Source organism: Desulfosarcina widdelii (assembly GCF_009688965.1).
Taxonomy (GTDB): domain Bacteria; phylum Desulfobacterota; class Desulfobacteria; order Desulfobacterales; family Desulfosarcinaceae; genus Desulfosarcina; species Desulfosarcina widdelii.
This window is the reverse complement of sequence record NZ_AP021875.1, coordinates 4,512,467-4,525,311: the sequence shown is the minus strand read 5'-3', so window position 1 is coordinate 4,525,311 and position 12,845 is coordinate 4,512,467. Positions and strand designations below refer to the sequence as shown.

The following is a 12,845-nucleotide window of genomic DNA, read 5'->3' as shown; positions in this document are numbered from 1 at the left end:
AAGGATTAACAAATGGATCTATTGGTTCAATTTCTCACGAATACCGGATATTATCTTGCCGACTACCGGCATTTTTTGATGTGGGGCGTTGGTATTCTTTTCGTTTATCTTGCCATTGCCAAAGAATACGAACCGTTACTGCTCCTGCCCATCGGTTTCGGGGTCCTTGTTGGAAACGTACCCTTTTTCAAAGGCTTTGGCCTGGGTATCTACGAACCTAACAGTGTTTTGCACTATCTTTATTTCGGCGTAACCACAGGCGTCTATCCTTCCATCGTCTTTTTGGGACTGGGAGCGATGACCGACTTCTCCTCCCTGCTGGCGCGGCCGAAGCTGATGCTGTTGGGTGCTGCCGCCCAGATGGGAATTTTCTTCACCTTATTGAGCGCCCTTGCTTTGGGATTTCTTCCCAAAGAAGCTGCCTCCATCGCTATTATCGGAGGCGCCGATGGACCCACCTCCATCTTTCTCACGGCCAAACTCGCTCCCCATCTGATCGGCCCCATCGCGATTGCAGCATACTCCTACATGGCCTTGATTCCAATCATTCAACCGCCGATCATGAAACTGCTGACCACAAAAGCCGAACGTCGCATCCACATGCCCGACCCACGTCCGGTATCCCGCAAGGAACTGTTGATGTTCCCTGTCATCGGTCTCTTTTTGTGCTGCTTTCTGGCCCCGGCGTCGATTCCTTTACTGGGAACCTTCTTTTTCGGGAACCTTCTGAAAGTAAGTTGCGTGGTGGACCGCCTAGCGAAAACCGCCAGCAACGCCATCATCGATACCGCCACGATCTTCCTCGGGTTCACAGTAGGAGCAAGTACTCAGGCTGACGTTTTTCTCACCACGAAATCCATAGGCATCTTTTTCCTTGGCGCCGTCGCTTTCAGCATTGCCACGGCGTCCGGCCTGATTTTCGCCAAAATCATGAACCTTTTTTTAAAGGAAAAAATCAATCCTTTGTTGGGCGCCTCCGGTGTTTCCGCTGTCCCAGGTTCCGCCCGCGAAGTTCATCTGATGGGGCAAAAAGAGGACCCTTCTAATTTCCTGCTGATGCACGCGATGGCCTGCAACTCCTCCGGCGTCATCGGTTCCGCCATCTGTGCCGGTATTTTGTGGAGTTTTATGGTATAAGATAATCCATTCGAATTTAAAAACCGTTAAAGCCGGAGAGGAGATCATTCTCTCCGGCTTTGTTTTTTTCTTGACCCCCTGAAGCGGCCTGTGCCATCCTTATAGCATAAATAGAAATGAGTCGGCTTTAGCATACCACCACGCCAACCTCACCCGCCGGCCATACCGATCCGCTCACCATCTGCCGATTTCATTTCCCGCTTATCTATATCTGTGGAGGGAGCCATGATCGCTAAAATTATTATCAAACGCCGTTTTGTCGATGAGAACCGACCCCAAATTCTATCCCTGCTCAATAAAATTCGCACCATCGCTATGGATCAACCAGGTTATATTTCCGGTGAAACGCTCATGCAAAAGGACTTTCCCGAAAACATGGCCGTCATCGCAACATGGCAAAACATGGAATCCTGGTTGGCCTGGAAAAACAGCGAGGAGCGCAAAAAATATGAGGCCATGCTGGAGATTTATCAAACGCGGCCTACCCAGTACGAGGAATATCACCTGGGTACCTCGTTTACAGCAGAAAAATAGATATCCGCTTAAGCAATAGACGCGTTATGTGGTTTTACGTATTAAATTGGGTAGACTTGCTGCGATGCGAAAGAAATATTATGCAATAACAACGGGTTAAGCGCTGGGCCGCGAGCGCGCCGCTATTGGACGATCTGCCGCTTGTCAATATATAGATATCCGTTTCCCACTGTCTCCCTGAAATTCGCCTCTGGCGAGGATTAAAGCGACCCACTTCTTTTCCGAACACATTTTCATCCGGAAAAAACCCGCCTGACGGTAGCAATCGCACAAATTTTCCATTTCATCGGTTCGAATTCCTGAAAATATGAGTGCACTATCAGTTGCGGACATCTGTAAGATTCGAGGAAGAAGTTTGATCAAAGTTGGCGTTCGCACATTAGCCAAAATCAGATCGCAACACCCTTTGTCTACTTCTTTTAGATCGTTTAGCAATACAACCTGTTTTTCCACATTGTTCAATCGGATGTTGGACCGGGCTTCAAAAACAGCGCACGGATCAATATCCACAGCCTGTACCCGACCCGTTCCCATTTTTGCGGCAACGATAGCCAACACCCCCGAACCGGTTCCGATGTCGAGGGTTACTGTCGAACTTTTTTTCTTCAACCAGATGGCATCGTGCATAAGACCATCCATCAATTGGACGGCTAGGCGCGTTGTCGGGTGATCTCCCCTTCCGAATGCTGCGCCTTCTTCAAGGAGAATTTCCCATTGTCCCGGATGGGCAACCGCTGCGCTCATAGGTGGTTTTAGGAAAACATGTTCGGACACTTTCACAGGACCGTTTAAAGAAATGTCAAGGTAGCTGGTGCCAAAATCGGTACGATAACAAAGCCTGCCTGCTTGGACCAGGCTCCTGACGGCCTCTTTCAGCGGTTCTTGCTCCAATTGGTGGGTTTGTTTGAAATGTTTATGCAGTCGGCGAAAATTGACGCTGGCGTGAGATTCGGAGATATAATGAAGAATTTGGTTTTCCAGAAAGTTCATTTAATCCAGAACCACGCTTGCCGTGATCAGACGCTCGTATATCAAGTTGAAGGTCATGGTGACTCCACTTGCGCCTCTTTTTCCAACAAATCGCGGTACCAGAGAGCAAATTCATACATAGCAATAAAGCGGTCCTCGTTGTTAACAATACCCATCGCCATTTCCAGAGCGCCGCGACCGTAATTATTTGAATACCGCTCCATGGGACAGGCTTGTAGGAACTCACGCACCAACATTTGAGAAGTACGCTTGGTCTTGTCTGTCCGGATATCGATGGGATCCTTGGGTTTTTCAAAAGGGTCCCATTTATCGTAACCGACCTTATTTAGAATATGTTTTTGCCGCCGGGGCGACATTGAATTAAATACCGCTTTTTTCTTTTCGTCATCGGAGAATTCACCGCTCATTGTAGCACCCTATTTCTGTTCCTCTTTCGGCTCCTTTTGTGCCGAAGGAACCCCCAAATATTTTTCATCAAAAATTGTCAAAATTGCCATGGAAACAGGCATAAGAATGTCCCCCATTTTCACATGGGTTGAGTTTAACGCCGTAACGATTTCCTGCGACAGAGCGCTCAGCTTGGCGTTTACGGCATCCAAGTTAACCGTAGGGTAAGACGTTCCCTCCTTAAAGCCCGACAAACCGCAAGTATGCCCGTGGCCGCCAATGGCGGTTGGAATTCCGTAGAGGCGGCAGGTCACCGGTCGGAATGCATACAAATCACAACAATTTTCTTTATTCAGCAAAGGGCACCGCGAGCGTTCCGCCGCCATTTCTAAAAGAACCTGTTCTTCAGATTTTTCCCCATTTTCTACCGCTTTGAACGCCTTTCGTTTGAGCTGGTGAAGTTTTCTGTCAACCCGGTTGGCCTTTTCGAGGAGATTTGTTTTTTTATCTTCAAGCGTATCTATAAATTTTTGGTTGATATAAAGTGCTTCCACTAGGGTCAGGTCGAAGATGGCATGACAGCAATCCGCGCATTCTAACTCACACTTCACACATTCCGGATGGTCGGATCGGACTTTTTCAAAGACCTCATCGATCTGTTTGACAAAAGCTTCATATTTTTTAAAAATAGGTTCCAATTCAGCGATCATTCTTTTTCTCCCAAAAATTGTTTCACGTGAAACACTATTTTCCGATGCAGAATTGGCTGAAAATAGTATCGTAAAGATCTTCTCTCTCGCGCGTTCCGCAAACAGAACCCAGTGTATCTATCGCGTCATTCAGTTTCTCTGATGCCCTGTCCAATGTATATTCTTTGGACACATCCTGAACACACTGGCTAATTTGTTTGTACGCTTTGTCCAGCAATTGTCGTTGTCTGAGATTAGGGATACCTGCATCCATTTGTTTGATAGCATCGCTTTCGACGATACCCTTTAACAACAACTCTTTTAGTTGGTCTATTCCTTTTCCGGTTTTTGCAGATATCGGCAAAACCCATTTTTGTTGGATCATGCCCTCTAGCTTTTTCACCCTGTTTTTATCAGCAATGTCGATCTTGTTAATCAAAAAAAGGGTTCTCTTCGTTTTCAGCGACTCGATCAACACCTTTTCTTCTTCCAGTAAATCGCGAGAGGCATCTATGACGAATAAAATATTATCCGACTCTTGGATCTGTTTCCTTGCTTTCTGAACCCCCAGACATTCGATTGGGTCAAGACTATCGTGAAGTCCGGCCGTGTCACAAAGCACGATGGGTACACCTCGAATGGTCAAGTATTCTCGTACAATGTCTCTTGTCGTTCCGGGAACCTCAGAAACAATTGCCGTTTCTTTTTGAACCAGTTGGTTCAACAAGCTCGATTTTCCAACATTTGGAAGGCCGGCAATCGACAACAACACCCCGTCTCTGTAAATAGCGGCCTCCTTCTGATTCTGAACAAGTCTTGCGATTTTTTGCAGAATTTCGTGCTGAATACTTTCAAGCAATGCGTCCTTACCCATTTGGGTTTCATTTTGGTCGGAAAATTCGAGCTCGACTTCCAACTGAGCACGCAATGAAATCATTTTTGACCTTATTTCATCGACACTCTCTTTAAGAATCCCCATCATTTGTTGGCTAGCCATATAAACGGCGGCCTCACAGGGGGCATTGATCATGTCGATAACCGCCTCTGCCTGACTCAGGTCAATTCTTCCGTTCATGAAAGCCCGCTTGGTGAACTCTCCCGGCTCTGCTATTAAAGCTCCGGAGTCGATAACCGCGTTTAAAATTCGATCCAGAACCACAAAACCGGAATGCGATTGCAGCTCCACAACATCTTCTCGAGTAAAGCTTTTTGGCGCTTTCATATAAATCGCCAAAGCTTCGTCAATCAGTCTTCCTTTATGTGGATCGATAATTTTTCCATAATAAACCCGATGGGAACGAAAAGGGTTCGATTCTCCTCTATGAAAAGAAGAACCTTTTTCCGCCCGGATAAAAACACGTTTCAAAATATCCTTGGCTTCGGGACCTGAAATTCGAATAATGCCAATTCCGCCGGGTCCCAACGGGGTTGAAATAGCGGCTATCGTGGAATGTTTCATACGAGTGACAGCTTCGGGTCGTTTTGGATATTATCAACTCTTCTTTTTTCTAACACCCTGTTTTTTTGGAAAAATCATCAATTTTCGGTAATACCCATCTCCCAAACTTTGCGTTCGGACGCCTCTTTCGTCTTTTAGCTGGATATGGATGATTCTACGGTCATGGGAGTTCATCTGTCCAATTGTAACCGGTTTTTTTGTTCTTTTAGCCTTATCAGCCATCCGCATTGCCATTTGTTGAAGGTTACTTTTTCGCTTGGCTAAATAGCCCTCAACGTCCACAAGCACCCGAACTCGATTGCCGCTATTTTTGTTAATCATCTTTTCGAGCAGATACTGAATGGCCTCGAGTGTCTGTCCTCGTTTTCCGATCAAAACGCCGCTTTGCCCGCCGGATATTTTATAGATCAGTTTTCCTTTTTCCTGTTCGCTGGATATGTCGGCCTCTTCAGATATACTTTTTACGATTTTACCTAGCGCTTGCTGACCATATCCAATCAATTCTTCATCGCATGGAGCATTCTCCTCTGGCTGTTCGGAAACCGCTGGTTTTCGAATTTCTTTGGGCTCTTTTTGGTTTTCTTCTGCGATCTTGGTCTCCGAAGCTTTTCGAGGTTTTGCCTCAACCTTTTTGTTCGGGACAAACACCTTAATTTTGGCTTTTTTTACACCGACAAGACCGAAAATTCCGGTTGAGCCATAGGCTACAACTTCGTGCTTAATTTTAGATTTTGGGAGGTTTAATTTATCGCTTGCGTTCTCAAGCGCCTGTTCTACATTTTTTCCTTGAAACTCTAAAACCTCGGGCATGGTAGCCTCCGAAAATTATTGATTCTTTTTTTGGACATAGTACTGTTGGCTGATGGAAAGTACATTGTTGACGAGCCAGTAAAGAACCAGTCCAGAGGAAAAATTGATGAAGATAAAAGTAAAAACCAGCGGCATGAGCATCATCATTTTCGCCTGGGTGGGATCGCCGGGCGGGGGTGACATTTTTTGCTGAAGCAGCATGGTTGCACCCATAACGATAGTCAGAACGGGAATCCCGTAAGGCGGCTCCATAAACGGGATAGAGAAGCCGAAATGGAAAAGTCTGTCCGGTGCGGATAAATCGTTTATCCAAAGAAAAAATGGTGCATGCCTCAGCTCAATGGCCTGATAAAGCATTCGGTACAATGCGAAAAATACGGGAATCTGAAGAACCATAGGGAGACACCCACCCATTGGATTGACCTTGTACGTTCGGTATAACCCCATCAATTCCTGGTTCATCTTCTGTTTGTCGTCTTTATATTTTTCCCGTATTTCAGTCATCAATGGCTGGAGCTTTTTCATCTCGCTCATAGATTTGTAGCTCTTGTTACCCAACGGCCAAAGAAGAACCTTGGTGAATATGGTCAATAAAATAATCGCGACACCATAGTTTGGAATTACGCTGTGGATCTTATTCATGAACCAAAGACAGGGCTTTGCAAGAATATCGAAAAATCCAAAATTCAGCGCCTTGTCTAAACCGTAACCCAAGCTTTTGAGCAACTCCATACTTTTTGGGCCCATGAAGATGTAAAACTGAAATTCCTTCGATGCCCCACGATCCAGTTCAAACGTTGGATTCACCAAACGGTTGGTAACCGTTTCATCGATCAGCGACAATTTCATACTCCCATCGGTTTCATCTCCGGGTATGATGCTGGATAGGAAGTAACGGTCTTCTACGCCAATCCACTTTATCTTGCCGCTATATTCACTTTTATCTTCTATCTTCTTAATTTTTACCTGTTCTAATTTATCGTCAATCAACGCGCTTGGCCCCACAAAGCCGTATCCTTTTTCTTTTAAGACGGGGCTTCTAAGTGAAAGAACAAGACTGTCATCAATTTTTTCTGCTCCCTTGTTAGACAAAACAACCTTCAGGCCGATCATGTAAGAATGAGGATCGAAAGTAAAAATCTTGCTGACGGTAACCCCTTGCTTGGATGTCCAATGTAAAACCAGGGATCTTTTTTCTTCATTGACAAGAAGATTGCTTTCTTCCCCGTCGACCATGAAAATTGCATCCTCAAGCCCACTGATGGATCGATGGGATAATGATGTATGAATGACGCCGCCTTTAAACTCTTTGGGAATCAACTGTTTTTTGGGCGCATCCGCTTCAACGGATTCCCGATACTCGTTTAGAATATAACTGGTTAATGTGGCGCCCCGAGTCGAAATCCGAACATTGTAAAAAGGTGTTTCTACGCCAAGTTCACGGCTCGCTTGAATCTCTGTTGCCGGTGGAACCTCTTTAGGTCTCTCGGCAGGTTGACTCGATTCCCGCACGTTTGGTTTTTCCAGTTCAGCACGCTCTTCCGGCTTCGCTTTTTCCGCAACTTCTGGTACCTTGTTTTGATTAACCGGTGGTTTTTCCGTAAAAAACATGCTCCACACAAAAAGCACCAGAAATGATAGACCTATGGCCAGAAGCAATCGAGCTTGTTCCATTTTTTTCTCCTTGATACCTTATCGTATCAATGGTCGCAAAAAACATACAGGTGATGTCTGTCAGGGCAAATCCGAATCACAGCAAGCGTCGGGGCGGGCGATTAGAAACGCATTTTTTCGATTGGAAGTAGGCGATTACGGGACCGGATCGTATCCTCCCGGATGAAACGGGTGGCATCTCAGTATGCGTTTGATCGAAAGCCAACCACCCTTGATCACACCATGGGCGGAAATGGCCTGATAAGCATATTCTGAACAGGTCGGTTCGAATCGGCAAGCCGGTCCTAAAACGGGTGATAGCAAAATCTGGTACAATTTTATTAATATTTGCGCCAGTTTTTTCATCGCATCATTTTGAGGTTTTCGTGTCGAAATGTTCAAAACACCGCATTAGGTTTTTTTGTAATTCCTCAACCTCAGTTTTACCTGCCGAGGCTTTGGCGATAACGTTCAGATCTACCTGTTCCGGCAATCGGTTTCTGTTCAATCGAAAAGTTTCGCGGACAAGTCGCTTGATTTTGTTTCTTATTACGGCCTTTCCGACCTTTTTGGATACTGTTACGCCAAGGCGAGATCTGAAAATCTGATTTTTTCGGGATATGATAATAAAATGGTCACTGTAGTGACGCTTCCCATTTTTCGACAACGTTCGGTATTCCGATGGTCTTCGTATTCGATCAGCCTTGGTAAAAGTGTGTCGTTTCAACGAGAAAGACCCTTTTTCTTTCGATTTGAAAGGTGTGAACCATCAAATACCACGAAAAGGGTCTTCATGAACGATCCCGTTAAGCAGACAGCCGTTTTCTTCCTCTGGCACGCCGGCGGTTGATGACGCGACGCCCTGCTTTGGTGGACATTCTTTTTCTGAATCCATGCGTTCTTGCGCGTTTGATTTTACTGGGTTGATACGTACGTTTCATTGTTAGTTTCCTTCTTTGCGATGATGTATTGCTATTTCATGCCATGTTTATTCAGTTGAATCGGGTATTTTAACCATAGGAAAAAGATCATGTCAAGTTAAAGGATCTTCATTTTTCATCGCTATACTTTTCAATCGCTTTTACCTTTTCTTAATGGCCCCATACGACATTATTTGCCCAAAGATTCGATAATATCAAATGCTTCCATGTGATAACGACTGTCTGGATAGATCACGATCTGTTTTCCGATCTTCCTTTCCAGGTTGGGCACCAGCCGGTTTTCTTCGCCATGCAGAAACTCTGCGACCTCCGGGTTTACCCGCAATGTAAGCCGACTACCGGTCATATCTGCAGCATACCGCAAAACCTCTCGATAGATTGAATAACATATTGTTTTTGTAGATATTATATACCCTTCTCCTTCACAATAAGGGCAGGGATCGCACAGCAGGCGCGTCAGCGGTTTACGGGTTCTTTTGCGGGTCATTTGAATCAATCCCATTTCTGAAATGGGAAGAATATGGGTTTTGCTTCTATCTTTGGTGAATGCTTCGTTCAGTGCAGAAAAGACCTTCTCCTGGTTCGATTTTTTTTCCATATCGATAAAATCAATAATGATAATTCCTCCAATATCCCTCAACCGGATTTGATAAGCAATCTCCTTAACGGCTTCGAGATTGGTTTTCAAAATGGTCTCTTCCAAGTTGTGTTTGCCTACATAACGCCCCGTGTTTACATCAATCGCAACCAGCGCTTCGGTGTGTTCAATGACGACATATCCGCCGGATTTGAGCCATACTTTCCGCTTCAAGGCCCTGGATATGTCACCCTCCAGATTGTAGGCGTCAAAAATGGGCTCTTTACCCTCATACAAGTCCACCGAGTCCTTTAAAGAGGGATTGAAAGTGTCCAGGAAGGCCAATACGGATTCGTAATCCTTGTTCGAATCGATAACGAGCTTTTCGGCTTCCTGAATCAACAGGTCTCTGACTGCTCTGAGGCTGAGATTCAATTCCTGGTGGAGCAGCGTCGGCGTTGCAGCAGTCTGGTATTTTTTTTGTATATTACACCAGAGGTTTTTTAAAAAACCCATTTCATAGGCAATTTTTTCACTCTGGACGCCTTCGGCCGCTGTACGGACGATATACCCCATTTCGGAGTTACTGGATAATTCGGCCACAATATCCTTTAACCGCTGCCGTTCGGTCTCATCCTCAATTCTCCGTGATATGCCGATATGGGAGGATGTGGGCATCAGGACCAGAAATCGTCCCGGCAGCGAAATGTTGGAGGTTATTCTTGCACCCTTGGTACCGATGGGAGATTTGGATATCTGAACAAGGACTTCCTGTCCTTCGGTAATCAGATCCTCTATATTTTCATTTTCTGTTCGGGGTTGGTAAGCCGTCTGCGTTTCCTCTTGAAGCGCTTTATTCTCTTCGTCTTCATCGCAAGCGAAATGCTCTTCGATTTCTTTATAATTTTCTCTGATAACATCGTCGACGTAAATGAAAGCTGCCTGGTTCAGCCCGATATCCACGAAAGCCGCCTGCATTCCAGGCAATACCCGCTGAACCCGCCCTTTGTAAATGTTGCCGGTATTGTCTCGACTTCCCTTCCGTTCGATAAACAATTCTGCAATGGTTTCGTCTTCCACGAGAGCGACACGCGTTTCATGGTCAGCCACGTTAATGATTATTTTTTTATACATGGCATCCTTTTTGTTTTGTAATCACTGCGGTAAGGATCTGCGATTCAGATAAATGAAAGACCGTTTTCAACACCTGGGCCGGCCTGACCGTCTGCTGATTATCCTTTCCAAGCGACATCCGCGCCTGGCGCTGGTCCAGCAGTTCAATTTCGGTAACCGCCTTTTTTAAATCGACGACAACCAGTTTGCTTTTTTTATTCTTTTTTTCGATTTTGAGTTCCTTGTTTTCAAAAAAGGAGTCTAAATCCTTTTGGTTGAAAAATCCATCTCTTAATTCCACATGATAGCGCTGGTGCGACACTTCGTAATCCCTTGACTTCTTTTCGAAGCTTGTGCATCCCACGATTTCAAAACCATCGGGAAGATGCCCTGCCACACGAAGCATAAGTTTTTCCGGCGCCATGGCTTCGTTCAGCACCAACACCATCTGTTCCTCTTCACTTTGCATTCCCATGGGAAGGGTATCCCTGAACGATATCTTGGGCATGGGATGAAACCCCTTTGAATATTTCAAGGGAATTCTGGCACGCCTTAAACTTCGAATAAAAATTTTAACCATTTCCAGATGTCCCAAAAATCTCGCCGGTCCCATTTTTTTAAAAGTCATCAGGTATTTGGCTGTCATTTCGTTTTGTCCAGCCAATCGCTGTGTGCTTTCTTCATCGCTGGTAATAGAACATTCGGGAAACGTAACCGGTTTGATGCGATCGAAATCGCAAACGCCGCAAGAGCGGCAGTCGCCGGTGCGACAGTCGCCGGTGAGTACACCTTCAAAGGCACGCTTTTTTTCCTGCAACAGAAAAGAGCGTTTAACCCCCATATCGATATGCTCCCAGGCCAAAGGCTGCCGGGTCGCAAAGGGACCCAGGGTGAATTCGGCTGTCCGGATCTCGTTTTTTTTAAAAACCGCCTGCCAGCGATCAAAATCAAAAAAATCGCTCCAGCCATCGAACCGGCAGCCGCTTTTCCAGGCATCGATCAGCACGTTGCCAAGTTTACGATCCCCGCGGGCCCATACCCCTTCGATCATACTGACTCTCGGATCCTGCCATTTGACATGAATTCCAGAAAGTTTCAATTTGTCTTTCAGCCAGTTGATTTTTTCCACCGCATCTTTAAGCGAGATCTGGGGTTCCCATTGAAACGGTGTGTGCGGTTTAGGTACAAAGGTCGCGACACTGACATTGATCCTGGGTCTTTTTCCGGATTGCTGGATTGTATTTCTGAGCCTTTTTACCAGATCCGCAATGGCTGCAACGTCGTCGCTGGTTTCCGTGGGCAGGCCGACCATGAAATAAAGTTTGATGATTTTCCAGCCCAGGGAAAAGGCATTTTGGACTGTTTCGAATATATCCGCTTCGGTAATGTTTTTATTGATAACATCCCGCAACCGCTGGCTGCCGGCCTCGGGTGCAATGGTAAATCCGGTTTTCCTGACTTTTTTAATCAATTCCATCAGTTCCGGGGTTAGCGAACCGGCCCGCAGGGAAGGCAAGGATACCGATAGTCGATCCTTGTTGCCAAATTCCATAATTTTTTTAATCAAAGGAGCAACGCAGGAATAATCTCCGGTACTTAAAGAAAGCAGGGACAGATCTTCGTATCCGGTACCTTTCATCGATCTTTTTATGGAATCCAGAACCTTTTGCGGGTGCCTCTCCCGTACGGGCCGATAAATCATTCCGGCCTGACAAAAACGGCAGCCCCTGGTGCAACCCCTGGCGATTTCCATGCGCAGCCGATCATGAATCGGTTTTCCAAAGGGCACGATAGGATCGATGGGAAAATCGGCTTCGTCAAGTTCGGCGACAACAGACCTTTCGATTTTCCGGTAATTTTCAACTTTCGGAATCAGATATCCATTGGATCCCGTTTCCTTTGACGGCTCGAAAAAAGAAGGAATATAAACGCCTTTGATCTGCGACCAGGCAATCAGCAGATCTTTTTTGCAAGCCTTGTTCGAAGAACGCCAATCCATCCAGGCTTCGGTCATCTGCAGGATTACGGGCTCCCCGTCTCCCACGACAATGGCGTCGAAAAAATCCGCCACCGGCTCTGGATTGCACATACAGGGGCCTCCGGCGATAACCAGCGGATGGCTTTCATCTCTTTCTTTTGCCAGAAACGGTATTCCTCCAAGATCCAACATATTTACCATATTGGTGTAATTCAGTTCGTAAAGCAGGCTGAAACCTACGATATCGAACCGATGCAGGGGAACCCGCGATTCAAGGGAACTCAACGCCTCTTTATTTTTCCGAAGATGCGCCTCCATATCCACCGCCGGTGCAAACACCCGCTCTGCCAGAATACTTTCCTGTTTGTTGAGGATGGAGTATAGTATTTGAATACCGAAATGGGAGGTGGCTATTTCATAAAGATCTGGAAATGCCAGTGACACGTGCAGCCGGGTTTTCTCCCATTTTTTATGGATACTGTTTACTTCCCCTCCCAGGTACCGGCTGGGCATTTGAACCAGGGGAAGGAAATCTTGAATGGTTAATTCGCTCATGCTATAAATTTTTGTTTATTTT

Annotated in this window: 13 protein-coding genes; 2 read left to right on the top strand and 11 right to left on the bottom strand. The window is 45.8% G+C overall.

Features of this window, described 5'->3' with window-relative positions:
• Nucleotides 1-12: 12 nt before the first annotated feature.
• Together GN111_RS20750 and GN111_RS20745 are read left to right on the top strand one after the other, a co-directional pair.
• Entirely contained in the window at nucleotides 13-1,137 is a 1,125-nt protein-coding gene (locus tag GN111_RS20750; RefSeq protein ID WP_155305585.1) for a sodium ion-translocating decarboxylase subunit beta, read from the top strand.
• Between the two features lie 225 nt (nucleotides 1,138-1,362).
• Nucleotides 1,363-1,671, top strand: a complete 309-nt coding sequence (locus GN111_RS20745) for an antibiotic biosynthesis monooxygenase family protein (RefSeq protein WP_155305584.1) — start codon at nucleotides 1,363-1,365, stop codon at nucleotides 1,669-1,671.
• 144 nt (nucleotides 1,672-1,815) lie between these two features.
• Here GN111_RS20745 and GN111_RS20740 read toward each other — a convergent pair whose 3' ends face one another.
• From GN111_RS20740 to GN111_RS20690, 11 genes are all read right to left on the bottom strand, one after another.
• Nucleotides 1,816-2,661 (bottom strand): 50S ribosomal protein L11 methyltransferase, encoded by an 846-nt coding sequence (locus GN111_RS20740; RefSeq protein WP_155305583.1) that lies wholly within the window; start codon nucleotides 2,659-2,661, stop codon nucleotides 1,816-1,818.
• A gap of 53 nt (nucleotides 2,662-2,714) precedes the next feature.
• The gene (locus GN111_RS20735) at nucleotides 2,715-3,068 is read right to left on the bottom strand and encodes a hypothetical protein (protein WP_155305582.1); all 354 of its coding nucleotides are present in this window, start codon (nucleotides 3,066-3,068) and stop codon (nucleotides 2,715-2,717) included.
• Between the two features lie 9 nt (nucleotides 3,069-3,077).
• Entirely contained in the window at nucleotides 3,078-3,758 is a 681-nt protein-coding gene (locus GN111_RS20730) for a YkgJ family cysteine cluster protein (protein WP_155305581.1), read from the bottom strand.
• A gap of 34 nt (nucleotides 3,759-3,792) precedes the next feature.
• Nucleotides 3,793-5,196: a tRNA uridine-5-carboxymethylaminomethyl(34) synthesis GTPase MnmE gene (gene mnmE, locus GN111_RS20725; RefSeq protein WP_155305580.1), complete on the bottom strand. Its 1,404-nt coding sequence runs from the start codon at nucleotides 5,194-5,196 to the stop codon at nucleotides 3,793-3,795.
• A 33-nt stretch (nucleotides 5,197-5,229) separates the two neighbouring features.
• Nucleotides 5,230-6,006, bottom strand: coding sequence for an RNA-binding cell elongation regulator Jag/EloR (gene jag, locus GN111_RS20720; protein WP_155305579.1), 777 nt, complete (start codon nucleotides 6,004-6,006; stop codon nucleotides 5,230-5,232).
• A 15-nt stretch (nucleotides 6,007-6,021) separates the two neighbouring features.
• Nucleotides 6,022-7,680 carry a membrane protein insertase YidC gene (gene yidC / locus GN111_RS20715; protein WP_155305578.1) on the bottom strand — a complete coding sequence of 553 codons (1,659 nt, stop codon included), beginning with the start codon at nucleotides 7,678-7,680 and terminating at the stop codon, nucleotides 6,022-6,024.
• A 135-nt stretch (nucleotides 7,681-7,815) separates the two neighbouring features.
• The gene (gene yidD, locus GN111_RS20710) at nucleotides 7,816-8,025 is read right to left on the bottom strand and encodes a membrane protein insertion efficiency factor YidD (protein ID WP_155305577.1); all 210 of its coding nucleotides are present in this window, start codon (nucleotides 8,023-8,025) and stop codon (nucleotides 7,816-7,818) included.
• Between the two features lie 4 nt (nucleotides 8,026-8,029).
• Nucleotides 8,030-8,326 (bottom strand): ribonuclease P protein component, encoded by a 297-nt coding sequence (gene rnpA, locus GN111_RS34470; RefSeq protein WP_435050919.1) that lies wholly within the window; start codon nucleotides 8,324-8,326, stop codon nucleotides 8,030-8,032.
• A gap of 139 nt (nucleotides 8,327-8,465) precedes the next feature.
• Nucleotides 8,466-8,600 carry a 50S ribosomal protein L34 gene (gene rpmH / locus GN111_RS20700; protein WP_155305575.1) on the bottom strand — a complete coding sequence of 45 codons (135 nt, stop codon included), beginning with the start codon at nucleotides 8,598-8,600 and terminating at the stop codon, nucleotides 8,466-8,468.
• 169 nt (nucleotides 8,601-8,769) lie between these two features.
• Entirely contained in the window at nucleotides 8,770-10,311 is a 1,542-nt protein-coding gene (locus GN111_RS20695; protein ID WP_155305574.1) for an Rne/Rng family ribonuclease, read from the bottom strand.
• Nucleotides 10,304-12,823, bottom strand: coding sequence for a TIGR03960 family B12-binding radical SAM protein (locus tag GN111_RS20690; RefSeq protein WP_155305573.1), 2,520 nt, complete (start codon nucleotides 12,821-12,823; stop codon nucleotides 10,304-10,306). Before GN111_RS20690 ends, GN111_RS20695 begins: the two co-directional genes overlap by 8 nt.
• Nucleotides 12,824-12,845: the final 22 nt, after the last annotated feature.

What these genes read in the sequence shown, in the direction of transcription:
- GN111_RS20750 (WP_155305585.1), top strand. Translation starts at nt 13, where the DNA reads ATGGATCTATTGGTTCAATTTCTCACGAATACCGGATATTATCTTGCC.
- GN111_RS20745 (WP_155305584.1), top strand. Translation starts at nt 1,363, where the DNA reads ATGATCGCTAAAATTATTATCAAACGCCGTTTTGTCGATGAGAACCGA.
- GN111_RS20740 (WP_155305583.1), bottom strand. Translation starts at nt 2,661, where the DNA reads ATGAACTTTCTGGAAAACCAAATTCTTCATTATATCTCCGAATCTCAC.
- GN111_RS20735 (WP_155305582.1), bottom strand. Translation starts at nt 3,068, where the DNA reads ATGAGCGGTGAATTCTCCGATGACGAAAAGAAAAAAGCGGTATTTAAT.
- GN111_RS20730 (WP_155305581.1), bottom strand. Translation starts at nt 3,758, where the DNA reads ATGATCGCTGAATTGGAACCTATTTTTAAAAAATATGAAGCTTTTGTC.
- mnmE (WP_155305580.1), bottom strand. Translation starts at nt 5,196, where the DNA reads ATGAAACATTCCACGATAGCCGCTATTTCAACCCCGTTGGGACCCGGC.
- jag (WP_155305579.1), bottom strand. Translation starts at nt 6,006, where the DNA reads ATGCCCGAGGTTTTAGAGTTTCAAGGAAAAAATGTAGAACAGGCGCTT.
- yidC (WP_155305578.1), bottom strand. Translation starts at nt 7,680, where the DNA reads ATGGAACAAGCTCGATTGCTTCTGGCCATAGGTCTATCATTTCTGGTG.
- yidD (WP_155305577.1), bottom strand. Translation starts at nt 8,025, where the DNA reads ATGAAAAAACTGGCGCAAATATTAATAAAATTGTACCAGATTTTGCTA.
- rpmH (WP_155305575.1), bottom strand. Translation starts at nt 8,600, where the DNA reads ATGAAACGTACGTATCAACCCAGTAAAATCAAACGCGCAAGAACGCAT.
- GN111_RS20695 (WP_155305574.1), bottom strand. Translation starts at nt 10,311, where the DNA reads ATGTATAAAAAAATAATCATTAACGTGGCTGACCATGAAACGCGTGTC.
- GN111_RS20690 (WP_155305573.1), bottom strand. Translation starts at nt 12,823, where the DNA reads ATGAGCGAATTAACCATTCAAGATTTCCTTCCCCTGGTTCAAATGCCC.